17 protein-coding genes and 3 tRNA genes are annotated in these 22,332 nt (G+C 62.7%); 17 read left to right on the forward strand and 3 right to left on the reverse strand.

From position 1 onward, the window contains the following. Positions 1 to 81: 81 nt before the first annotated feature. Both ACCD07_RS02370 and ACCD07_RS02375 read left to right on the forward strand, forming a co-directional pair. Complete coding sequence (locus ACCD07_RS02370; RefSeq protein WP_176651928.1) at positions 82 to 1,284, forward strand: aromatic amino acid transaminase; 1,203 nt, start codon at positions 82 to 84, stop codon at positions 1,282 to 1,284. 122 nt (positions 1,285 to 1,406) lie between these two features. Further along, positions 1,407 to 1,482: transfer RNA gene (locus ACCD07_RS02375), tRNA-Asn, on the forward strand. A 52-nt stretch (positions 1,483 to 1,534) separates the two neighbouring features. Here ACCD07_RS02375 and ACCD07_RS02380 read toward each other — a convergent pair. Next, on the reverse strand, positions 1,535 to 1,984 hold the full coding sequence (locus tag ACCD07_RS02380) for a nuclear transport factor 2 family protein (protein WP_413446394.1): 450 nt from the start codon (positions 1,982 to 1,984) through the stop codon (positions 1,535 to 1,537). Between the two features lie 207 nt (positions 1,985 to 2,191). Between ACCD07_RS02380 and ACCD07_RS02385 the strand changes: the two genes are divergently transcribed. The 7 genes from ACCD07_RS02385 (at position 2,192) to ACCD07_RS02415 (ending at position 10,607) form a co-directional block, all read left to right on the forward strand. Further along, the gene (locus tag ACCD07_RS02385; RefSeq protein WP_413446395.1) at positions 2,192 to 5,407 is read left to right on the forward strand and encodes a M35 family metallopeptidase; all 3,216 of its coding nucleotides are present in this window, start codon (positions 2,192 to 2,194) and stop codon (positions 5,405 to 5,407) included. A 97-nt stretch (positions 5,408 to 5,504) separates the two neighbouring features. Further along, positions 5,505 to 5,580 (forward strand) — tRNA-Asn (locus ACCD07_RS02390). 146 nt (positions 5,581 to 5,726) lie between these two features. Beyond that, positions 5,727 to 6,128: a VOC family protein gene (locus ACCD07_RS02395; RefSeq protein WP_413446396.1), complete on the forward strand. Its 402-nt coding sequence runs from the start codon at positions 5,727 to 5,729 to the stop codon at positions 6,126 to 6,128. A 198-nt stretch (positions 6,129 to 6,326) separates the two neighbouring features. After that, positions 6,327 to 7,022 carry a DUF3334 family protein gene (locus ACCD07_RS02400; protein WP_176651922.1) on the forward strand — a complete coding sequence of 232 codons (696 nt, stop codon included), beginning with the start codon at positions 6,327 to 6,329 and terminating at the stop codon, positions 7,020 to 7,022. Positions 7,023 to 7,353: 331 nt separating this feature from the next. Beyond that, positions 7,354 to 9,543: a TonB-dependent receptor gene (locus ACCD07_RS02405; protein ID WP_413446397.1), complete on the forward strand. Its 2,190-nt coding sequence runs from the start codon at positions 7,354 to 7,356 to the stop codon at positions 9,541 to 9,543. Positions 9,544 to 9,599: 56 nt separating this feature from the next. Further along, positions 9,600 to 9,675, forward strand: a tRNA-Asn gene (locus ACCD07_RS02410). A 203-nt stretch (positions 9,676 to 9,878) separates the two neighbouring features. After that, positions 9,879 to 10,607, forward strand: a complete 729-nt coding sequence (locus ACCD07_RS02415; RefSeq protein ID WP_353402838.1) for a substrate-binding periplasmic protein — start codon at positions 9,879 to 9,881, stop codon at positions 10,605 to 10,607. A 10-nt stretch (positions 10,608 to 10,617) separates the two neighbouring features. Here the strand turns inward: ACCD07_RS02415 and ACCD07_RS02420 are convergent, their stop codons facing one another. Then, a complete protein-coding gene (locus ACCD07_RS02420; RefSeq protein WP_353402839.1) occupies positions 10,618 to 11,694 on the reverse strand; it encodes a GGDEF domain-containing protein in 1,077 nt (358 codons plus the stop codon). A 233-nt stretch (positions 11,695 to 11,927) separates the two neighbouring features. Here ACCD07_RS02420 and ACCD07_RS02425 point away from each other — a divergent pair, with 233 nt between their 5' ends. From ACCD07_RS02425 to ACCD07_RS02440, 4 genes are all read left to right on the forward strand, one after another. Further along, positions 11,928 to 12,512, forward strand: a complete 585-nt coding sequence (locus ACCD07_RS02425; RefSeq protein WP_176651918.1) for a Crp/Fnr family transcriptional regulator — start codon at positions 11,928 to 11,930, stop codon at positions 12,510 to 12,512. 56 nt (positions 12,513 to 12,568) lie between these two features. Then, positions 12,569 to 13,756 carry a hypothetical protein gene (locus ACCD07_RS02430; RefSeq protein ID WP_413446398.1) on the forward strand — a complete coding sequence of 396 codons (1,188 nt, stop codon included), beginning with the start codon at positions 12,569 to 12,571 and terminating at the stop codon, positions 13,754 to 13,756. 65 nt (positions 13,757 to 13,821) lie between these two features. After that, positions 13,822 to 14,271, forward strand: a complete 450-nt coding sequence (locus ACCD07_RS02435; protein WP_176651916.1) for an Hsp20/alpha crystallin family protein — start codon at positions 13,822 to 13,824, stop codon at positions 14,269 to 14,271. A 97-nt stretch (positions 14,272 to 14,368) separates the two neighbouring features. Beyond that, the gene (locus ACCD07_RS02440) at positions 14,369 to 15,085 is read left to right on the forward strand and encodes a glutathione S-transferase N-terminal domain-containing protein (protein WP_176651915.1); all 717 of its coding nucleotides are present in this window, start codon (positions 14,369 to 14,371) and stop codon (positions 15,083 to 15,085) included. Between the two features lie 6 nt (positions 15,086 to 15,091). Here ACCD07_RS02440 and ACCD07_RS02445 read toward each other — a convergent pair whose 3' ends face one another. Next, positions 15,092 to 15,784, reverse strand: coding sequence for a hypothetical protein (locus ACCD07_RS02445; RefSeq protein ID WP_413446399.1), 693 nt, complete (start codon positions 15,782 to 15,784; stop codon positions 15,092 to 15,094). Between the two features lie 150 nt (positions 15,785 to 15,934). Here ACCD07_RS02445 and ACCD07_RS02450 point away from each other — a divergent pair, with 150 nt between their 5' ends. From ACCD07_RS02450 to ACCD07_RS02465, 4 genes are all read left to right on the forward strand, one after another. Next, positions 15,935 to 16,774 carry a M15 family metallopeptidase gene (locus ACCD07_RS02450; protein ID WP_413446400.1) on the forward strand — a complete coding sequence of 280 codons (840 nt, stop codon included), beginning with the start codon at positions 15,935 to 15,937 and terminating at the stop codon, positions 16,772 to 16,774. Between the two features lie 112 nt (positions 16,775 to 16,886). Further along, a complete protein-coding gene (gene tssM / locus ACCD07_RS02455) occupies positions 16,887 to 20,564 on the forward strand; it encodes a type VI secretion system membrane subunit TssM (protein WP_413446476.1) in 3,678 nt (1,225 codons plus the stop codon). Then, entirely contained in the window at positions 20,561 to 21,529 is a 969-nt protein-coding gene (gene tagF / locus ACCD07_RS02460; RefSeq protein ID WP_413446401.1) for a type VI secretion system-associated protein TagF, read from the forward strand. Before tssM ends, tagF begins: the two co-directional genes overlap by 4 nt. A 14-nt stretch (positions 21,530 to 21,543) precedes the next feature. Then, the gene (locus tag ACCD07_RS02465; RefSeq protein ID WP_413446402.1) at positions 21,544 to 22,332 is read left to right on the forward strand and encodes an OmpA family protein; all 789 of its coding nucleotides are present in this window, start codon (positions 21,544 to 21,546) and stop codon (positions 22,330 to 22,332) included.

The following is a 22,332-nucleotide window of genomic DNA, read 5'->3' on the forward strand; positions in this document are numbered from 1 at the left end:
CAGCGGCCTGAAGCACTTTTTATAGGGGCGCTGTCTACATTCATCCGCTGCGAACCGCTTCCAATCGAATCCAATCTTATCATGACGAATCCTAGCTTGTTCAGCGCCATCGACATGGCACCACGCGACCCTATCCTGGGTATTACCGAAGCATTTAACGCCGACCAGAACCCGGCCAAAATCAACCTGGGCGTGGGCGTCTATTATGACGACAACGGCAAAGTGCCGCTGCTATCGTGCGTGCAGAAAGCGGAAGAGATCCTGATCGCCACGCCGGCACCGCGCACCTACCTGCCGATCGAAGGCCTGGCTGCCTACGACAAGGCGGTGCAAGAGCTGGTATTTGGTGCCGACAGCGCCGTAATTCAAGAGAAGCGCGCAGTCACCGTGCAAGCCATCGGCGGCACCGGCGCACTGAAGATCGGCGCCGACTTCCTGAAGCGCTTCGCGCCGGATTCGCAGGTCTACATCAGCGACCCTAGCTGGGAAAACCACCGCGCGCTGTTCGAAAGCGCCGGTTTCACCGTCAACAACTACGCCTACTACGACGCAGCCACCCACGGCGTGAACTTCGCCGGCATGCTGGCCGACCTGAAGGCCATGCCGCGCGGCGCCATCGTGCTGCTGCACGCCTGCTGCCACAACCCGACCGGCGCCGACCTGACCTCGGCCCAGTGGGATGAAGTCATCGCCGCCGTTACCTCGGGCGGCCTGGTGCCGTTCCTGGACATGGCTTACCAGGGCTTCGGCGCCGGCATCGCCGAAGACGGCGCCGTGGTGCGCCGCTTCGCTGCCGCCGGCGGTCCGCTGCTGGTGTCGAATTCGTTCTCGAAGTCGTTCTCGCTGTACGGCGAGCGCGTGGGCGCGCTGAGCGTGGTCGCCGCGAGCGGCGAAGAGGCGAGCCGTCTGATGTCGCAATTGAAACGTGTCGTGCGCACCAACTACTCGAACCCGCCGGTCCACGGCGGCAAGGTGGTGGCCACCGTGCTGACCACGCCGGAACTGCGCCAGCTGTGGGAAGACGAACTGGCCGGCATGCGCGTGCGCATCAAGGAAATGCGCGAAGCCTTCGTGGCCAAGCTCAAAGCCAAGGCGCCGGCCCACGATTTCGCCTTCGTGCGCGACCAGGTCGGCATGTTCTCGTACTCGGGCCTGACCAAGGCGCAGGTCGAGAAACTGCGCGAGCAGTCGATCTACGCGGTGGACACCGGCCGCATCTGCGTGGCAGCGTTGAATTCGCGCAATATCGATATCGTGATTGACGCTATCGCGAAAGTGCTCTAAAATCTTGCTTCTTCGGGTTGAGCGGCTAAGCTTAACCTGAGCGGCAACAGGAAATACCGGGAAAGTTGCTCTGTCAGAAACCTTGATGGAGTGGATGAAACAGTATAAAATGTTGCCTCTATTCCCTGATAGCTCAGTCGGTAGAGCGACGGACTGTTAATCCGCAGGTCCCTGGTTCGAGTCCAGGTCGGGGAGCCAGAATACAGAAAAGCCTTGTGAGAAATCACAAGGCTTTTTTTCATTGGCGGGGTCAGTGGCCATAGCTGGCCACGCGCGCCAGTTTCCATCCCTCCGTGCTGCGCTTCCAGATGTGCAGGAACTTGAAGGTACCGCAATCGTTCTTGCCGTTTTCAACATGGCAGAAGGTGTGTTCGCCGGTCTGGATGGCCCCGTAATTCTTCACCGGATAGACCTGCATGCTGCCGGGCACCAGTTCACGGTGCAGCGACATGTTCTGGGCAAACAGATTGCGCATGGCTTGCAGGTTTTGTTCATAGTTGCTCAGGCCGCCCGTGTCGTGGAAGAACTCCAGATCCTGGGAAAACACGGTCTTCACCGTTTCAAAATCCTGGCGGTTGAATGCATCGAACAGGGTCTTGTCCATGGCCGCGATCTCCTGATACAGCGGCTTTTGCTCTTGCGCATGCAGCGGTGTAATAAGGCTGGTGAGCAAGACGACGGAGAGCAGTAGTTTTTTCATCGGTGTCCTTGGTTGGGATGGCCGTGGACCAGATTCTCCCAGCGACGCTCCCGTTGCGCCAGTCGGCTGCGATGACTGGTCGGTTGGGATGGATGAGTTGTTCAAGCCGCCGATGAATGGCGCCGCCTGCGGCGGTCTGCGCCGTATCAATGTCGATGGCAGTGACGGTCTTATGCTCGATCGGTAATCCCATAAAGGAGACCCGACATGAGACATCAGCCCTTTGTTGCCACCCTGACCGCCCAGCCTGTGTACGCGCTGGGCGATCCCATCGTCATCACCTGTGAAATCGAGAACACCAGCGCCGAGGCCTATCAACTGCTGACCTGGGCCACGCCGCTGGAAGCCACCCTCAGCGGCGACTGCTTCGTCGTCGAGCGCGAGGGCCAGCGCATCCCCTACGACGGCCGCTTCGTCAAGCGCGGCGATCCGCCGGCGAGCGCTTACACGCTGATCGGCCCGGGAGAGCGCCAGAGTTTCAGCGTCGATATTTCCGAGGTGTATGCGATCGACCAGGCCGGGCAATACAACGTGGCCCTGAATGCCGTGTTTTTAGACGCCTTCATGGTCACCGGCAACGTCAAGGCCGGCGCGCGCAAGCGTCAGGCGCATGAGGCGCACATGGCGCCGCCGGCCGACGTGCAGTTCGAGGTGGTGGCGGGCGCGGAGCCGAAATCGACCTCCGGCCAACTGGCGCGCAAGGCCGAGTCGCGGCTGGCGAAGAACAACGCCAAGGCGCCCAATTTCAACGGCGGCACGGCGACCCAGCAGGCCGACACCATCATCGCCCACGGCAACGCGCAGTATTTCGCCGCCTTGTCGGCTGCCCAGCTTGCCGCCGGGCCGGCCAGCACCAACGCCTTGTACCAGACCTGGTATGGCGCTTTCAACCAGGGCCGCTACGACAAGGTCACCAAGGACTACAACGACATCTCCGGCACCCTGGCCAACGAACAGGTGACCTACGATTTCACCGGCCAGGGCCACGGCAGCGACACCTGCCAGCCGGGCTACTTCGCCTTTACCTACAAGGGCTCGCGCACGGTCTGGCTGTGCAGCAGCTACCTGAGCGCGGCGCAGATCGGCACCGATTGCAAATTCGGCACGCTGGTGCACGAGTGGAGCCACGCGGTCAGCAATACCGACGACATCCAATACGGCGAAACGGCCTGCCTGGCGCTGGCCACCAGCGATCCCGGCAAGGCGGTCAACAACGCCGACAGCCATGAATATTTCGCCGAACACCTGGCGCAGTCGGACTTCGGCAAGAGCTTCACCTTCATCACCGACCGCAGCACCTTCGGCAAGGACGAGATCGACACGATGCCGTCGCCGGCCGTGATCGACAAGGCGTTCTACGTGCTGGCCGACGGCTTCTGGCCGGACAAGCTGGGCATCACGCCCGGCACGCTGGGCAATTCGCCGACGGTGAAGCCGACCATCACCTTCAATCCGGCGGTGCCGGGCATGTCGGTCACGGTGACGTCGCTGGAGGCGGAGGACGCCAGTCTGCCGATCGCGCCGCAGCGCTTCACCTGGGTCTGCCGGATCACCTTCGCCAACAGCAGCGGCTTCCCCGCCAACGCCGGCGAGACGCTGACCGTCAACATGACGGCGACGCTGGGCGGCCTGAGCGCCAACGCGCAGATCCTGCTGATACGCGACCCCAATCCGTGGGAGGTGGACGGCCCGACGTCCTGGCTCAGCACCGACTTGCGCGTGTTCAAGATCCGTGACGGCGATGCACGCTTCGGCGCCACCGTCAGCGGCAACGCCAATGCCTATATCAAGCAGGTGCTGGCCAACCTGAACGCCGGCACGGCGGGCGAGACCTTCGACAACCTGTCCACCGACGAAACGCTGGAGCTGTCGCAGAAGGTCAACGGCACGGCGATGTTCAACTTCGCCATCGCCCGCGTGCATTATCGCGGCTCGACCAACATCAGCAACGTGCGCACCTTCTTCCGGCTGTTCCCGGCCAGCACCACGTCGACCGAGTTCGACGCCGGCACCACGTATCGCCGCGCCACCAGCGGCACCGACGCGATCCCCTTGCTGGGCTTGAGCGGCGGCGGCGACTTGCTGACCATTCCGTGCTTTGCCGAGGAGCGCGTCAATTCTGCCAACACCGCGTTGACGGCGCAGCAGGATCCGGCCAATGTGCGTACCCTGAACGGCACCGGCGGCGAGGTGTTTGCCTACTTCGGCTGCTGGCTCGATATCAACCAGACGCAGGCGCAGTTCCCGACCCATCCGTCGCCCGCCAACGGACCGTGGGGCTCGGGCCGCAAGTCTGTCCAGCAACTGGTGCGCAACGCCCACCAATGCCTGGTGGCGGAAATCGCCTTCGATCCCGATCCGATTCCCGCAGGCATATCGCCGGCGGCGTCGGACAAGCTGGCGCAGCGCAACCTGTCGATCATCGAATCGCCGAATCCGGGCTACGCTTCGTCGCGCCGGATACTGGGCACCTTCGAGCTGCGTCCCGCCAAGGGCGCCGAGCAGCTGCCGGACCGCCAGCCCGACGAGCTGCTGATCGAATGGGGCAACCTGCCGAAGGACAGCATCGCCAGCATCTACATACCGGAGGTGGCCGCCAGCCAGATCGTCGCGCTGGCCGGCACGCGCTACGTCAACCACGGCCTCACCCTGCTGGACGAGCAGACGATACGGCTGACGGTCGGCGGCATCTCGTATGTGCCGCTGCCGCCGGGCGCCTCGTTCGGCCTGACCGGGCTGCTGTCGGTGCAACTGCCGGACACCATCCACAAGGGCGAGCTGTACACGGTGATCGTGCGCCAGGTCAGCGACACCTTTGCCTTGCCGCCGGTGGTGATCGGCATCCGCGGAGAAGGGCGGCGCGAAGGGTCTAGGGAAAATGCGGTGGACGTGATCCGCTGGCGGCGGGTGGTTGGCAGCTACCAGCTGACGATACCGGTGCGCACCAAGGAGGTGATCGTCGGCGCCGAGTCGCGGCTGTTGTCGGTGCTGCGCTGGATCCTGGAGGCGGTGCCGGCCGGCGACCGCTGGCATCCGGTGTTCAGCCGCTACGTGTCGCTGATCGGCGACCGTGTCGGCGGGCTGGGCGGCAACCCGGACGACATCAAGCCGTCGCCGGACGGTGCGGGCGGCGAGGGCGGCGGCCATCACGGGCAGCCTCCGGGCCATGGACATGCGCACGCGCACCGCTACGAAGGCAAGGTCAGCGGGCTGATTTACGATTGCTTCGGTGATTTCGCCGGCTTCCTGCTCGACACTTGCGGCAAGGAGCGGGAATTCTGCACGCGCGAGCACCAGATCGAGGCGCTGGCGCGGACCGCCTGGCGCGAGCGGATAGCGATCACGGTGGTGGCGCACGCATCCCATCCGCACCGGCCGGTGACCATCATCCTGCAGCGGGCGCCGCAGCCGTTCCAGGCTTGAGGTTTTTGTTAAATTGACATTATTTTGCGGGCGGGAAAATAGTTTCGGTGTGGGGCTGGGCAAATTGGCGGGCAGGGGATATAATTCGGGCCTCTTTTCCCTGATAGCTCAGTTGGTAGAGCGACGGACTGTTAATCCGCAGGTCCCTGGTTCGAGTCCAGGTCGGGGAGCCAGAATTCAGCAAGATCAAAAAGCCCAGCCTTTACCGGTTGGGCTTTTTGCGTTTCAGACTTCCGTTTATTTGTGTGTTTCGCAAAGCTAAAAATGTTACTCTGACCATATGTATGTCAGGCCGCAAGACGAACAAGGACACCAGATCATGAGCTTGTCATTTCATATCGATTTCAACGGTCAGTGTGAGGAGGCTTTTAGATTCTACGCTGAGAATCTGGGCGGGCGAATCGGAACGATGCTACGGGTTAAGGACTCTCCAGTCCCGGCGGTGTCAGCGTCGCACGGAGAAAAAATTGTCCATGCAAATATCTGTATAGACGGCGTTGAGCTGGCAGGTGCCGATGTAGACTCGAGCAGATATGAGAAGCCCCAAGGCTTTTATGTACTGATTGGCGTTGACTCCGAGGAGAAGGTGAAGCTGTTCTTCAATGCGCTGCAAACGGAAGGGCAGGTTGTCCTCGCACCTCAGAGAACATTCTGGTCGCCATGCTATGCGATTGTGATTGACCGCTTCGGAGTTCCGTGGAAGATCAACTGCGGCGCCTGACAATTCCTTTAGTCCAAGCCTGTGGCAGATTGCCTTGGTGAAGGCATGGCTGGCGATTTTTTGCATTTTGGCACGCAAATCTCACACAAATGCGCGATTCCGGTGGACGAGAATCTTGCACCTCGGTATTCTGAATCTGATGGTCGGCAAGTCATGTTGGCTGTCGTCTATAGAAAAATAACCAGAGGTAGGTAGATCATGATCGAGGAAAACAAGGACGTTGTGTACGGTACCGAAGACTTGTTGATGAGTCTGTGTAATTCGGTGACCCGGGTGTTGAACGTCGCGACCCAAAGCAAGGTCAATTACTCGGGGATGGTGCAGCGGATTACCAAGATCGGCCTGAAGCCGGACATCGGCTGCTTCGTGCTGTTCGACGGCGGCTTCACCGGCCTGGTGGTGCTGAACTTTGCCGCCGACACGGCCATGGAAATTTACGAACGCTACATGTTGCACATGGGCATGCCGAAGTCCGAGCTGGCCGGCTCGCACACGTCGGACGAGGTGTCCAACATCATGGGCGAGCTGATGAACCAGATCGTCGGCGACTTCACCGGCAAGATCCGGCGCGAACTGCAGACCAACATCACGCAGAACCAGCCGAAGATGCTGGTGCTTAACAAGCAGGTGATGTTGAGCGTGGACACGCCGCTGGACCGTCCGGAAATGCGCCGCGTGACCTTCTACACCGAGAAGAGCAACATCTTCTATCTGGAACTGGCGATCGACCGCACCGAATTCATCCGCCTGCACGACTTCGACTCGAGCGAGGTGGCCGATCCGGATGCGCTGATGGACCAGGAGCGCGACAATCATGCCTCGGCGCAATCGCAGCCGCACTTCTCCGGGGGCGACGACGACTCCGACGAACTGCTCAAATCGCTGGGCATGTAGGCCGGCGGTGTGGAAAATTTGATACAACTGAACAAAAGCTAACGTTGTTTTTTGTCACCACAACCGGCCTGCGGGCCGGTCCCGCCGCCTTCTAATATTCAGTCGCGCCGCCCGGCGCGCCGAATTTCTATCAGTTAATTGCACTTTGCTTATATTGCTCTTGCAATATCCGGTATCAATGAATGAAAATACCGCCTCTTCGCAAGACGGTGGCATTCTAGACATTCCGCTTGCGTTGCCACGGTCGCGCCAGACGACCGGGCAATATCAAAAAGAGAGAACAGGAGACACTGTTTATAACTCTTGGATTTACCTCAACTCGGGAAATTGAATGATCAAACTGTCGAAGATGCACAAGCGCCTGCTGGCGCTGAGCGCCGTCATGCCTATCGGTTCCGCCATGGCGCAAACCGCCGCCGCCGAGCCGCAGCTGGAAACCGTCACCGTGACCGCCCAGCGCCGCACCGAAAACATCAAGGACGTGCCGGTATCGGTCTCCTTGCTCAAGGATGAAAAGCTGGACGTGCTGCTGTCCGGCGGCCAGGACATCCGCCTGCTGGCCGGCAAAGTGCCGTCGCTGAACGTTGAATCGTCGAACGGCCGTACCTTCCCGCGCTTCTACATCCGCGGCTACGGCAACACCGACTTCAGCACCTTCGCCTCGCAGCCGGTCTCGCTGGTGTATGACGACGTGGTGCAGGAAAACGGCATCCTGAAAGGTTTCCCGATCTTCGACGTGGCCGGCGTGGAAGTGCTGCGCGGCCCGCAGGGTACGCTGTTCGGCCGCAACACCCCGGCCGGCGTGGTCAAGTTCGAATCCGAAAAGCCTAACTTCAAGAAGGTCGACGGTTATTACAACGTGTCGTGGGCCACCCACAACACCGTCAACGCCGAAGCCGCCGTCAACGTGCCGCTGTCGAGCGAGTGGGCGATGCGCGTTTCGACGCTGCGCCAGCACCGCGACAACTTCGTCGACAACACCTACACCAAGCAGAACGATGTACTGGAAGGCTACAACGAACACGCCGAGCGCGTGCAGTTCCTGTACAAGCCAAGCACCACGTTTGACGCCCTGTTCAATGTGCACTCGCGCATGACCACCGGCAGCGCGCGCCTGTTCCGCGCCAACATCATCAAGAAGGGCACCAACGACTTCGCCGACGGTTACGACTTCACCAAGATCAACACCAACGGCCTGAACATGCAGAGCCTGGACACCAACGGTGCCAACGCCCGCCTGACCTGGGACCTGGGTTCGGTCAAGCTGTTCTCGATCACCGGCTACGAAGGCGTGGACAATTACTACAGCCGCGGCGACATCGACGGCGGCACGCCGACCGGCCCGGGCTTCATTCCATTCCAGGTACAGACCGGTGGCGGGCTGACCGGCCTGCACCAGTACAGCCAGGAATTCCGCGTCGAATCGAAGAACGCGGGTCCGCTGAACTGGCAGACCGGCGTCTACTACTTCAAGGAAAGCGCCGACGGCTACAGCAACAACTTCGACAGCAACACCCAGGCGCAGACCTCGCACCTGGCCAGCCACCAGAACAACACCGCCTCGGCCGTGTTCGGCTCGCTGACCTATGACCTGTCGGAAAAAGTCGTGCTGCGCGGCGGCCTGCGCTACACCGACGACAAGAAGGATTTCCGCACCGTTGAAGCGGTCAACGTGACGCAGATCGGTCCCAAGTCGGTGGAAGAGAGCAAGAGCAAGACCAACTGGGACATGAGCGCGACCTACAAGGTCAACAAGGACGTCAACGCCTACGCCCGCGTGGCGACCGGCTTCCGCGCGCCGAGTATCGCCGCCGCGTCGGCATCGGTGCCGATCACCGTGGCCGACGCCGAGACCATCACCTCGTACGAAGCCGGCATCAAGGCCGATTTGTTCAACCGCCGCGCCCGCGCGTCGGTCAGCATCTACGACTACGACGTGAAGAACCAGCAGCTGACCGTGGTCGGCGGCAATTCCAACGTTACCAAGCTGATCAACGCCGCCAAGACCGCCGGCCGTGGCCTGGAAGCGGACTTCGAAGCCTTCGTGACGCCGGACTTCAAGGTCACCGCGGGCGGTTCGTACAACTTCACCGAGATCAAGGACCCGTCGCTGTCCGTGGCCAAGTGCGGTTCGTGCACCGTGACCGATCCGATCAATGCGGCTGGTCGCGTGGTCATCGACGGCAACCCGCTGCCGCAGGCGCCGAAGTACATCCTGAACGCCACCGCGCGCTACAACTGGGCGCTGGCCGACGGCAACCTGTTCGTGCTGACCGACTGGTCGTATCGCAGCAAGATCAATTTCTTCCTGTACGAAGCCAAGGAATTCACCGGCAAGTCCATGGTGGAAGGCGGCCTGCGTGTGGGTTACAACTGGTCCGGCGGCAAGTATGAAGTGGCGGCCTTCGCTCGCAACATCACCAACACCGAGCGTATCATCGGCGCCATCGACTTCAACAACCTGACCGGCTTCGTCAACGAGCCGCGCCAGTTCGGTGTGCAGTTCAAGGGCGGCTTCTGATTTTTGCCCGCTAGCCTAGACAGCTAGAAATTGGCCGTATATAATGCGGCCTCTTTTCCCTGATAGCTCAGTCGGTAGAGCGACGGACTGTTAATCCGCAGGTCCCTGGTTCGAGTCCAGGTCGGGGAGCCAGAATACGAAAGGGCCCGTGAGCAATCACGGGCCCTTTTCCGTTTGCGGACGGCTATATTCTTTCACTAATTCTCCAAAACTTGTACCAGTGTATAAAGCCGCGGCCGGCTTTTTCCTACACTAGCGCGTTACGCCATTCCGGCGATCCGCGCAGCTGTGCATGTGAAAGAGGGTAAGTAGATGAAAGACCAAGGAGTGGGGACATGAAGGGCCTGTCATTGGGGGCCTTCGTCTTATCGGGCATGGGTGCTACGGCCGCCTGCGCCGCCGATACGGTCCTGGAATTGCATATCGTCCACCGCCCGCCTTACCTGGTGGTGGGGCCGAATCTGCAGGTCAGCGGCTCGTCGGTCGAGCCCACCGTGAGGGCGTTTGAAAAAGCCCATATCCCGGTCAAATGGCGGGAGATCCCGGCCTTGCGCCAGCTCGCGCTGCTGCGTAAAAACAGCGGCAAGTTTTGTTCGGTCGGCTGGTACAAGACGCCTGAACGCGAAAAATTCGCCAAGTATTCCAATCCGGTGTCGCAGGACGGGCCGTGGGTGGCCGTGGTCTCTTCCCGCTTCCCGCGGATCGCCGCGACCGTCGACGGCATCCTGTCCGATGCAAAACTGACGGTGCTGATGAAGGATGGCTTTGTCTACGGCACCTATCTGGACAAGAAATTCAGCACCATGAAGGCGGCGCGCATGGCCAGTGCGGGCGATATGCCGCAACTGTTCAACATGATCGCGGCCGGCCGCGCCGACGTTCTTTTCGCGCCGAAGGAAGAAGCGGAATACTATCTGGCGCTGGGCATCTTCCGCACCGAGCAGCTGCGCGTCGTCACCTTCAAGGAAATGCCGCAGGGCTATTACCGCCACCTGATGTGCTCCCAGCAAGTGGAGGACAGCGAGATCGCCAGGTTCAACGCGGCGCTGGCGCGCCACCCCTGATCGCGCGGCGCTAGAACAGGTCGATGCTGCCTGACGCGACTTCTTCCAGCACGCCGCGGTCGATCAGGTCATCGTAGTGGAAGATGCGGTTGCGGCCGGCGCTCTTGGCTTCGTACAGCGCCCGGTCGGCCTGGTTGATGACGGTTTGCGGCAGCACGCTGGGGTTGGCGACGCAATAGCCGCCGCTGACCGTGACCCGGCCGACCTGGGGGAAATTGAATTCCTCCACGCAGCGGCGCACGCGTTCGAACACCTGCGCGGCGGCGTGGCTGTCGTCGGCGGCGATGACGACGACAAATTCCTCGCCGCCGTAGCGGTACAGCAGGTCATGGCGGCGGAACGCCCTTTCCAGCAGGCGCGCCACCAGCAGCAGGATCTCGTCGCCGATGATATGGCCATGGCCGTCGTTGATGCGCTTGAAGTGGTCGATGTCGAGCACGCCCAGCCAATAGGTTTGCAGCTCGGCCACCCGCCGGTCCGGCGTGCGCGCGTCGGCGGCGCCATGCCAGCGCCCGGACATGCGGTCCCACAGTCGCCCCAGGTTGAGCTCCAGCGCGTAACGGTTGAGCAGGCCGGTCAGGCGGTCGCGCTTGCTGGTGTCGAGCAGGGCGTAGTAGTTGCAAAACACTTCCAGCACGCCGTCGACGAGGGCGTCTTCGTGGGGCGTGACATCGTGTTCGCGCTCAAACAGAAAGTACCCGCGCAGCGTGTCGCCGTTGTACAGGGGATAGCCGACGATATAGCCGTCGCGGTGCTGGCGGCTGCAGTGGCGTCCCAGCATGCGCATGCCGTCGAACAGTTCGCGCACATGATCCGGCAGGACGATACCGGTATGAATCTCCTCGATCCGCTCGATGGTGCGCTGGAGTTCGCCGTGTTGCGCATCCACGGCGTGGGCGTGGTGCAGCGCGCGCACCACTTCACGGTGGCGGTCTACACGGTACAGCGTGGTGGAGCGCGCCCCGAGCACAGGACCCAGCATGCGTAACAGACTTTGCTCCAGCAAGGGCATTTCCCGCAGCGCCGTCATGGCGCCCAGTTTCTTGAGCAGGCTGGTGGTGGGCGCGTTCGGTGGTTTATTGCTCATTGGTCGATTCGGTAGGGGGCATCGCGGCGTTTCCGGCCGGGAGGCAACGGTGCAGTGTAGGCAAGGCCGGCCTTAGTCGCTATGCACTAGAGCATATTCGCAAAAAGAAAAATCATTGCGCAACAAAATGTTTGCGCTAACATTTTTAGCGATTACAATGTGATTTATAAACATAAGTTAATAAAATGCAACAATATTTTTTTAAACAACGAGAGAAGTTTCGGCGGGAAATTGTGCGGCGTTATGGCGTCAGCGACGACGAATACACCGAGATGACGCTTGCCATCGCGCCTATTGCCCACCCGTTCACGGCCGCCAAGGGCGAGTATCTGCAGCGGCAGGGCGGCGTGGCGCAATCGATCTACTGGATTACCGAAGGCGTGACGCGCAATGGCTTCATCGTGGTGTCCGGCGCCGACGTCACCATACGCTTCGCCACGGAGGGCTGGAACGCCAACGCGCACGAGGATTTGCTGTCGATCTCGGACGGCGTGCCCGCGATGCAGTTCATCATGGCGGAAACGGCGGTGCGCGGCTTCCGTTGGGACTGGGCCGACATCTGCCGGCTGCGTGACGAAAGCCAGTTTTTCAGCAACTATTATCTGAAGGTGCTCGAGCATATGATCAAGCTCAGCGCCCGCCGCACTTACGCCTTCGCGGCCAGTACGGCGCTGGAACGGCTGGAGGCCTTCCGCTCCGACTATCCGGGCCTGGAGTGCCGGATCTCGCAACGCATCCTGGCGTCCTACCTGGGGGTGACGCAACCCTATCTGTCCCGCATCCTGGCGGCCCATCCGGCGGGCGGAGAAGGAAGTTAAAAAAGACATGTCTTTTATGCTATATTTTGCCGTTTCTATAACGACGGGATGCGGCGATGCTGGAGAGATTCTTGATGGGGGCGGGACTGGCGTTGAGCATGGCTACGGGCGCGTGTGCCGAGGCGCCGTTGCCGGCGCAGGTGCGCGTGACGCATACGGCGCCCGATACCTGGCGCGTGGAGTACCAGTTCTCGCAGCCGGTGACGGCGCTGTCGTTCCGGCCGGTCGGCGACTATCGTAAAACTTCCTGGAAAGTGCTGACGCCGGGCGTGACGCTGACCACCGGCGCGGACGAGGATGCGCTGGCCGCGTCCGACGGCAAGCCGCTGCGGCAGGTCAGCCTGGAGATCGCCACTTTCGATGCGTTGGTGGAGAAGCAGTACGTGGCCATGGACCGTTTTTCCGACGGTGGCCGCGCTGTGTACCTGGGCTTCCTGCAGGGCGATGCCCGGCAGGGGACGGTGCAGCGCGATGTTGCCGCCAACTTCACGCTGGAGGGGCTCGGCAATGAATATGTGCTGACGCCGGCCTCGCCGGCGGATCCATCGCGCGGCGCGACGCCGTATGCCTATTTCGGCCCGCAAGCGCCGGTAGCGGCCGGCGACGCCAACATCATTCTCGATCCGAAACTGCCGGCCTGGGCGGTCGAGGCCATGCTCGACGCGACCGCTAAAATCTCCAGCTATTACACCGGCGCCTATCGGCAGAAATTGAAACAGCCCTTATTGCTGCTGGTCGCCGCCGGCGACACCGAAGCGCCGGGGCTGTCGATCAAGGGCGGCGCGATCGGTGGGCAGATCGCCTACCGCTTCGGCGGCGCCGGCTTGCAGACGGACCATCCCAAGAAGCGGCAATTGATCGCCCGGCTGGTGGCGCACGAAATGGCCCATCTGTGGCAGAACAATGTCAGCCGGGGCGGCCTCAGCGAGCAGTCTCCGCCCTGGGTGCATGAGGGCGGCGCCGATGCGATGGCGCTCGACGGTCTGTTGCGCAGCGGCGTCTGGAGCGCGGAACAGGGCCAGGCTTATGTCGAGGCGACGCTGAAGGAGTGCGAACAGCTGGAGCACAGCCTGGCCACCTATCGCGGCATCTACGCCTGCGGCTTCGAGCGCTACCACAAGCTGAACGTCGGCATCGTGCCGCTGTGGCGGGCGATGATCGCGGCGGCCGAGGAGCGCGGCGAGTTTTATTCCGAAGCGATGATCAGCTCGTATGCGGCGCAGGGAGGCAAGGCCGCGCCTTGATGTGCGTCAAACGCGTAACCGGGCCGCTTCTTATCATGGTAGTCCTAACGTTTAAGGAGACCGCCATGGCCAACAATCTAATGCGTATGGACCCGTTCCGCGATATCGCGCGCTTCGATCCCTTCCGCGATATCGATGAAATGTTTCGCGATTTTTCTCCGTCCCTGTGGCGCAATTCCGAGGTGATGCCGCGCCTGCGGATGGATGTCAGCGAGACCGAAAAAGAGTATCTCGTCAAGGCCGAAATTCCCGGCGTGCAGAAAGATGACATCAAGGTCGCCATCAACGGCAACCAGGTGTCGCTGTCGGCGGAAGTCAAGGATGAGCAGCCGGCAACAACCGGCAAGAGCGGCGCCTTGCGTACCGAGCGTTACTACGGACACATACAACGCAGCTTCACGCTGCCGCAGGACGTCGACGACGACCAGGCGCAGGCGCGCTATGAAAACGGCGTGCTGCATCTGACGCTGCCGAAGAAGGTCGGCACCGGCGCCAAGCAGTTGTCGATACAGTAGTTCGACGCGGCGGCGCGCGCAAGGCGGGCGCGTCAGCGCGATCTGGTCAGTTCATGGATAATTGGGGATACCTTCTTATCTTGAACAAAGGATATCCATGTCTGACCTGTCCGCTGAGCTATCCGCGTTTCCCATCACCCAGAAATGGCCGGCCTCGCATCCGGAACGCGTGCAGCTGTATTCGCTGCCGACGCCGAATGGCGTCAAGGTGTCCATCATGCTGGAAGAGACCGGCCTGGCCTACGAGCCGCACCTGGTCAGCTTCGACCGCAACGACCAGATGTCGCCGGAGTTTCTGTCGCTGAACCCGAATAACAAGATTCCCGCCATCATCGATCCGAACGGCCCGGGCGGCAAGCCGCTGGCGCTGTTTGAATCGGGCGCCATCCTGATGTATCTGGCCGAGAAGACCGGCAAGTTCCTGCCAGCGGATGCGGCCCTGCGTTACGAAACCATGCAGTGGGTGATGTTCCAGATGGGCGGCATCGGGCCGATGTTCGGCCAGGTGGGATTCTTCCATAAATTCGCCGGCAAGGAGTATGAGGACAAGCGTCCGCTCGAGCGCTATGTGGCTGAGTCGAAGCGCCTGCTGGGCGTGCTGGAGCAACGCCTGCAAGGCCGCGAATGGATCATGGGCGAGCAGTACACGATCGCCGACATCGCCACCTTCCCGTGGGTGCGCAATCTGGTCGGTTTCTATGGTGCCGGCGAGCTGGTCGGCTTCGATCAATTCCCTCATGTCCAGCGTGTGCTGGCGGCGTTTGTTGCCCGTCCCGCTGTCGCAACTGGACTGGACGTGCCCAAGCGCGGCTGACGCCGTTCAGTGAGACGGCGCGCGGCAGGCCGGGTCCGCATCCCAGCGGCCCGAGCAGATGCGCGATCGGCACAGCATGCCTTCGATCAGGCCCAGCTGCTTGCAGCGGGCCAGCAACTGGGCCGTGCTGTCCCCTTCCTGACGTTCGACCACGTCGCGGCTGCGTTCGGGCGCCACCACGCTTGGCTTGCCCGCGTGGGCGACCAGCGCCGCCAGCAGGGCGACGTCGGTGTCGCCGGCGGCGGCCGGCGTTGGCGTGGTGCGGGCCTGCACCTTGACAGGAGCTGCACGTGGCGAAGCGGTGCTTGCCAAGGTGGCGGGGGCGGCTGGGCGTGTTTTCTGCACCGCCGGTTCGGCTGAACGTTCAGCGGACACGCCGGCTGCCGGATCGTTGATAATTGACGCCGCCTGATTGCTGCTGCGCTCGGCCGGCGGCGCTTCATGATGCTCTACCGCCGCTGGCATGGCCGGCACGCTCGAACCGACACGTCCAGGCTTGAAGGAGTCCGGCGTGATGGTCTTCTTGTGCATCATCCACGCCATGCCGGCCATCGTCAGCAGCAGTACGCACAAACCGATGGTCCAGCCGTCAATGGTCCAGCCGGCGGTGCGCGCCGGCTTGGCCGCCGGACTGCGGCCGTGTTCCAGGTGCGCCAGGATGCGTTTGCCGCCGTCCGCCGGACCGCGTACCGTACTCATCAAGTCGGGTTTTTGTTTCGACGTATCCACAGTATTCCCTCCGAGTTTGATCTGGTCTTTCACGCCGCGCGGTAAAGCGCCTACGATGGTGCGTTCCAGTCCCAGCCAGTGTCCGGTCTGCGGGGCGATCTTGCTTTGACGGAGCGCACCATGTTTCTCTTTTCAGTGCTGATGTTTTTCCTGTTTGCTTGTGTTGCCGCCTGGCTGGCACTGTTCCCGGCCGGCAGGGAGGTGGTGGTGCTGTCGATGGCGGCGGCAGTCCGCCGCATCGAGCAGCAAATGCGCGGCGGCTGTCTTGCCGGAGGCCGGCAGGCCGCGACGGCCGGGCGCGGCGCCGGCGCCGGACTGATGCAGGTGCTGCGCTTCCTGCAGCGGCGGTACCTGTTGATCTTGTCAGCCGCTGTGCTGCTGACGGTGCCGACGATGCTGGCGCTGGTGCTCAGCGGCCGCGGCATGCTGGGCGGCTACGACAGCGACAGCCGCGCCATCAACGACCAGGTCACCGAGCTGCTGAAAGGCGAACAGCTGGCGCTGCCGGCACCGCTGCCGCCGCCGGCGTTCACCACGGCCGAGGTCACGCTGGCGCGGCCGATGCTGGACGGCGCCAACCGCAACTGGCAGTTGCTCGACCCCGAGTTTGCCCAACGCCTGCTGCTGGTGTTCAAGATCATGAAGGAGGCGCACGGCTACGACATGGCCATCCTGGAGGGCTACCGCAGTCCCGAGCGGCAGAACGCGCTGGCCGCGGCCGGCCCCGGCGTGACCAACGCCAAGGCTTTCCAGAGCTATCACCAGTTCGGCCTGGCGGCGGATTGCGCTTTCCTGCGCAACGGCAAGCTGGTGATCTCGGAAAAGGCTCCGTGGACGATGCGCGGCTATCGCCTGTACGGCGAGGCGGCCGAGGCGGCGGGCCTGCGCTGGGGCGGACGCTGGACCATGATGGACTTCGGCCACACGGAGTTGCGCGTGGCGGGCATGGCCAGGAAATAGAGCGGCGCGGCAATTATTGTTTTCTATCAAAAAATTCTTCCATGGTTGGTGGCAACATTGGCCGGTCCGCTTGCTGCTCAGGCGCTTCATTCCCGCCGGCCACGTCCTCATGATGCGAAGAATCTGGTACTTCCTCACCGATACCCGCCACCTGACCATCATCGGCCTGATAGCCATGGCGGCCTTCTTTTACCTGGGCGCGCAAGTGCTCGAGCTGGCGCTGATCTGGGCGCTGGCGGCCACCGCGCTGATGCTGCTGCTGGCCGCGTCGATCTGGCTGTGGCGGCGGTTGCGGGCGCGGCGCGAATCGGACAAGCTGGGCGAGGCCATCGGCACCCAGTCCGGCGCCGAGGTCAAGGCCATCCGCGACAGCATGATGAAGGCGATCGAGACTATCAAGGGCTCGAAGATGGGCATCGTGTCCGGAAAACGCGCCTTGTACGAGCTGCCTTGGTACATGATCATCGGGAATCCGGCCGCCGGAAAAAGCACGGCCATCGCCAACTCCGGCCTGCAGTTCCCCTTCGCCGACGGCAAGATCGTGCAGGGCGTGGGCGGCACCCGCAATTGCGACTGGTTCTTCACCACCGACGGCATCCTGCTCGACACCGCCGGCCGTTATTCGGTGCTCGACGAGCATCGTGCCGAGTGGTTCGGCTTCCTCGACCTGTTGAAGAAGTACCGCCGCCGCGCGCCGATCAACGGCATCCTGATCGCGGTCAGCATCGCCGAGCTGCGCGGCGACGATCCCGAGGTGGGCATCAAGCTGGCGCGCAGCCTGCGCAAGCGCGTGCAGGACTTGATCGAGCGGCTGGAAGTGTTCGCGCCGGTGTACGTGGTGTTCACCAAGGCCGACCTGATCGCCGGCTTCAGCGAGTTCTTCGCCCGTGCCGAGCGGGCCGAACGCGAGCGCGTGTGGGGCGCGACCATGCCCTATAAACGCAAGGCCAGCAGCCAGCAGATGCTCGCTTTTTTTGACCACAGCTTCGACGAATTGTGCGACGGCCTCAAGCAACTGAGCCTGGCCAACATGGGCCAGCAGCGGCGCGACCGCATGGAACCCGGCGTGTTCACCTTCCCGCTGGAGTTCGCGACGATACGCACGCCGCTGCGCGCCTTCCTGGCCACGCTGTTCGAGGAAAACCCATTCCAGTTCAAGCCGGTGTTTCGCGGCTATTACTTCACCAGCGCGCTGCAGGAGGGGATGCCGGTCAGCGAACAATCGCAGCGCCTGGCCAGGCGTTTTGCGCTGACGGTATCCGATGCGCCCACGATTACCGGCGCAGGGCAGTCCGGCTTCTTCCTGCTGAACTTATTCCGCAAGGTGATCTTCGCGGACAAGGACCTGGTGTCGCAGTACGCCAGCAAGAACAAGGTCAAGCTGACGTATGCGGCGTTTTTCGCGGCGGTGTTGGCGCTGGGCGGGGCGCTGGGCGGATGGAGCTGGTCTTACCTGGGCAACCGTCAACTGGTCAGCAATGTGCAGGCGGACCTGGACAAGGTCGTCAAGCTGCAGGAAAAGCGGCTCGATCTGCAGTCGCGCTTCGAGGCGCTGGAGGTCATCCAGGACAGGATAGCGCAGCTGGAGAAGTATCGCGCAGACCGGCCATGGTCGCTGCGTATGGGGCTGTATCAGGGCGAACTGCTGGAGCGCAAGCTGCGAGAGGAATATTTCTCGGGCGTGCGCGAAGTGATGCTCAAGCCGGTGGTCTCCAATCTGGAGACTCTGCTGTCGGAGATGAACGCGCATGCCGACCAGTTGCAGATGGCGGGCGGCGCGCCGGCACCATCCACGCCCGGCCGCCAGTTCCAGGAAGCCTCCGCCATCAATGTGGAAGACGCCTACAACGCGCTGAAAAGCTATCTGACGCTGGCCGACAGCGCGCATGCCGAGCCGGGGCACTTGAACGACCAGCTCACGCGTTACTGGCGCGGCTGGCTTGAGAACAACCGCGGCGCCATGCCGCGCGAGCAGATGATCCACAGCGCCGAGCGGCTGATGACTTTCTACCTGGCCCAGATCTCCGATCCATCGTGGCCGCGCATCGAGCAGAAGCTGGCGCTGGTCGACCAGGCGCGCGAGAACCTGCGCCGCGTGGTGCGCGGCATGCCGGCGCGGGAACGCGTCTACGCCGACATCCGCGCCCGCGCCAACACCCGCTTCCCGGCGATGACGGTGGCGCGCATGGTGGGGGAGCAGGACCAGACGCTGGTGACCGGCAGCTACGCCATTCCCGGCGCCTACACCCGCGAGGCGTGGGAGAAGTTCGTGCAGGGCGCCTTCCGCGAAGCGGCCACGCACGAACTGCAAAGCGCCGATTGGGTGCTGAAAACCGCCGCCCGCGACGACCTCACGCTGGAAGGCAGCCCCGAACAAATCGAGAAGGGCCTGACGGACTTGTACAAGGCGGACTACGCGCGCGAGTGGCAGAAGTTCGTACAAGGCGTCACCATCGCCAACCTGAATGGTTTCGATGCAGCCGTCATCGCGATGAACCGGCTCGGCGATCCGCAATCGTCGCCGCTCATCAAGCTGCTGAACACGATCCACCAGCAAACCTCGTGGGACAACCCGTCGGTCATGAGCACCGAGCTGAAAGAGGCGCAGTCGGGCTTCGTCAGCTGGATCAAGAACAGCGTGCTGCGGCGCGGGCCGTCGCAAATCAACGTCAACGTCCAGCTGGACCAGGCCCGCGCCGAGAAACCGATGGGACCCATCGGCCGTGAATTTTCCGGCGTCGGCAAACTGGTGGCGCTCAAGGACAAGGACGCATCGCTGATGCGCTCTTATATGGACGCGCTGTCCAAGCTGCGCAGCCGGCTCAATCAGCTGAAGAACCAGGGCGATCCCGGCCCCGGCGCGCGCCAGTTCATGCAGCAGACGCTTGAGGGCAGTGGCTCCGAGCTGGCCGATGCGCTGCGCTACGTCGACGAACAAATGCTGACCGGGATGAGCGACTCGCAAAAGCTGTCGATTCGTCCCATCCTGGTGCGGCCGCTGATGCAGACCTTTGCGGTGCTGGTCGGCCCGGCCGAGGCGGAGCTCAACAAGACCTGGCTGGCGCAGGTGTACGAACCGTTCCAGCAATCGCTGGCGAACAAATATCCGTTCTCGCCGAACGCCCGCATCGAGGCCGGCAGCGCCGAAATCGCCCAGTTCTTCGGTCCCGATGGCCTGATCGCCAAATTCGCCACCACCGCCATGGGCCCGCTGGTGCTGCGACGCGGCGACGTGCTGGCGGCGCGCACCTGGGCCGACATGGGCATCACGCTGTCGCCGCAAACGGTGGCCCGCTTCCCCGGCTGGATCGCGCCCATCGGCGCGGGCGGTGTGGCTGCCGCGTCGGCCGCCGCGCCAACCATCTTTCAGATCCAGCCCATGCCGGCGCCGGGCACGCTGGAATATACCGTCGATATCGATGGCCAGCAGCTTCGCTATCGCAACACGCCCGCGCAATGGGCCAACATGGTTCACCCAAGTCCGCAAGGTGTGCCAGGCGCCCGCATCACCGCCGTGGCGTTCGACGGCCGCAGCGTCGAAGTGTTCAACGAAGCCGGCCAGTTCGGACTGCGGCGCATGATCGACGCCGCCGCCAAGCAAAAGCGCGACGGTGGCGTGTTCGAGCTGCGCTGGACCGCCGGCGCCATCACGGTGACGATGGGCCTGAAAATCGTCAGCAGCCCGGAGAGCGCGGGTGCCGCGCCGCAGGAGCAGGGGTTCCGTGGCATGAAGCTGCCGGAGACCATCGTCGGCGCGCCGTCCGCCGTATCGGCCGGAGCCGCTCCGTGAAGCGGGGGGCGCAGACCGCGCGCATCGGCTACTTCGGCAAGCTGCCGGCACGCGGCGACTTTATCAAGGCGGCCGATAACCTGGCGCTGGCCAACTTGTTGGACGGCTGGCTGGCCGAAGTCATGAACCTGCTCAGCATCGATCCACGCTGGAAGCTGAACTACGACGCCTTGCAGCCGCTGGACTTCGCCTTCGTCGGCACGCACAGCAGGCGCGCCATCGCAGGCCATCTGCGGACCAGCGGCGACCTGTCGCAGCGGCGCTATCCCTTCCTCGGCATGAGCGCCATCGAGATCGACGAGCCGAGCAAGTTTGTCGCCCGCAGCCCGCTGGTGCTGGCGCCGTTGTGGCACGCCGTGGCTCCGCTGATCGGCGGCGTGATGGACGCGGATGATCCCGATCCCGCTTTGCAGGCGCTGGCCGCGACCACCGTCTATATAGATCCCGGCGAGGCGATGCACGAACAATTGTTCACCGACTTCCTCGATCGCCACAACATCGCGGGGTTGGAGGCGATGCTGGCGCGCAGCTCTGTGCGCCGAACCATATTGGCGATCGGCCTGCTGCTGCAGCCGGTGCGCCGCAGCGGGGCTGAGCGATTGGACAAAAGCCTGGTACTGCCGTTGCCGGCATCGGAGCGTCAGCGCAACCTGGTGGCCGCCTTCTGGCTGGACCTGATCACGCCATTTTTGCATCAGGCGGACTTTGAACTGAGCCTGTTCTTTGCCGAACTGCGTGAGCAGCCGGTGCTGGTGATCGGTTTCAGCGGAGCCGCGCCGGAAACCCTGCAGGCCATCATTGATCCACGCTGCGCCCTCGAACAGCAGATCACCTTTGAATACGCGGGCTGGGTCGATGAACTGATCGCCGGCGACGCCAATGTGCAGAAGCTGTCGGCGTACCTGGAGCAAGGGCAGTTGTCGCTGCGCTCGGCCCACGCGCTGTTCCACGAAACCTTTTCCTGATGAGGAGTCCTGCAATGCGCCAGCGGACCATCTGGCCGGCGGTGATGCCGGTATTGCTGTCAACCTCGCTCTACTGCGCCGCGCAGACGCCGTTACCCGTGTCGCCCAAGCCGGGGCAGATACTGGTCAGCGGCGCCGTGCCGGATGAAGCCAGCAAGGCCGCCATGCTGCAGCGCATGCGTGAGTTGTATGGCGCCGATCGGGTGGTCGACCAGGTCGCGATTTCACCGGTGTCACTGCCGCCCAACTGGAACGGCTATGTGCAGAAGCTGATCCAGCCGAACCTGAAGCTGATCAGCAAGGGCGAACTCAAGATCGACGGCACCAATGTGACCGTGCGCGGCGAGGTGGCCAACGAGGCGCAGCGGCAGCAGATCGCCAGCGATATCGCCACCAGCCTCAATCCCGGCTACACCGTCAACAACGGCTTGCGTGTCAGCGCGGCCGAGCAGAACCTGCTGGATGAGACGCTCGCCAGGCGCATCATTGAATTCGAAAGCGGCAAGGCGGCGCTGACGGCCTCCGGCAAAGGCATCCTGGACGAAATGGCCGCCGCGCTGCAAAAGGTCAAGGGCAAGAAGGTGGAAGTGATCGGCCATACCGACAACGTCGGTCTGCGCGAGAGCAACCTGACGCTGAGCCTCGCGCGCGCCGAAGCGGTGCGGACTTACCTCGCCGGCAAGGCGATACCGTCGGAGATGGTGACGGTGTCCGGCCAGGGACCGGACCGGCCGGTTGCGGAGAACAGCAACGCGGAAGGCCGCGCGCGCAACCGTCGCATCGAGTTCCGCGTCGCGCAATAA

Source organism: Duganella sp. Dugasp56, from assembly GCF_047304105.1.
Taxonomy (GTDB): domain Bacteria; phylum Pseudomonadota; class Gammaproteobacteria; order Burkholderiales; family Burkholderiaceae_D; genus Rugamonas; species Rugamonas hordei.

What these genes read in the sequence shown, in the direction of transcription:
- ACCD07_RS02450 (WP_413446400.1), top strand. Translation starts at nt 15,935, where the DNA reads ATGTTTCTCTTTTCAGTGCTGATGTTTTTCCTGTTTGCTTGTGTTGCC.
- ACCD07_RS02445 (WP_413446399.1), bottom strand. Translation starts at nt 15,784, where the DNA reads ATGAGTACGGTACGCGGTCCGGCGGACGGCGGCAAACGCATCCTGGCG.
- ACCD07_RS02385 (WP_413446395.1), top strand. Translation starts at nt 2,192, where the DNA reads ATGAGACATCAGCCCTTTGTTGCCACCCTGACCGCCCAGCCTGTGTAC.
- ACCD07_RS02400 (WP_176651922.1), top strand. Translation starts at nt 6,327, where the DNA reads ATGATCGAGGAAAACAAGGACGTTGTGTACGGTACCGAAGACTTGTTG.
- ACCD07_RS02465 (WP_413446402.1), top strand. Translation starts at nt 21,544, where the DNA reads ATGCGCCAGCGGACCATCTGGCCGGCGGTGATGCCGGTATTGCTGTCA.
- ACCD07_RS02405 (WP_413446397.1), top strand. Translation starts at nt 7,354, where the DNA reads ATGATCAAACTGTCGAAGATGCACAAGCGCCTGCTGGCGCTGAGCGCC.
- ACCD07_RS02370 (WP_176651928.1), top strand. Translation starts at nt 82, where the DNA reads ATGACGAATCCTAGCTTGTTCAGCGCCATCGACATGGCACCACGCGAC.
- ACCD07_RS02430 (WP_413446398.1), top strand. Translation starts at nt 12,569, where the DNA reads ATGCTGGAGAGATTCTTGATGGGGGCGGGACTGGCGTTGAGCATGGCT.
- ACCD07_RS02440 (WP_176651915.1), top strand. Translation starts at nt 14,369, where the DNA reads ATGTCTGACCTGTCCGCTGAGCTATCCGCGTTTCCCATCACCCAGAAA.
- ACCD07_RS02435 (WP_176651916.1), top strand. Translation starts at nt 13,822, where the DNA reads ATGGCCAACAATCTAATGCGTATGGACCCGTTCCGCGATATCGCGCGC.
- tssM (WP_413446476.1), top strand. Translation starts at nt 16,887, where the DNA reads ATGCGAAGAATCTGGTACTTCCTCACCGATACCCGCCACCTGACCATC.
- ACCD07_RS02395 (WP_413446396.1), top strand. Translation starts at nt 5,727, where the DNA reads ATGAGCTTGTCATTTCATATCGATTTCAACGGTCAGTGTGAGGAGGCT.
- ACCD07_RS02415 (WP_353402838.1), top strand. Translation starts at nt 9,879, where the DNA reads ATGAAGGGCCTGTCATTGGGGGCCTTCGTCTTATCGGGCATGGGTGCT.
- ACCD07_RS02380 (WP_413446394.1), bottom strand. Translation starts at nt 1,984, where the DNA reads ATGAAAAAACTACTGCTCTCCGTCGTCTTGCTCACCAGCCTTATTACA.
- ACCD07_RS02420 (WP_353402839.1), bottom strand. Translation starts at nt 11,694, where the DNA reads ATGAGCAATAAACCACCGAACGCGCCCACCACCAGCCTGCTCAAGAAA.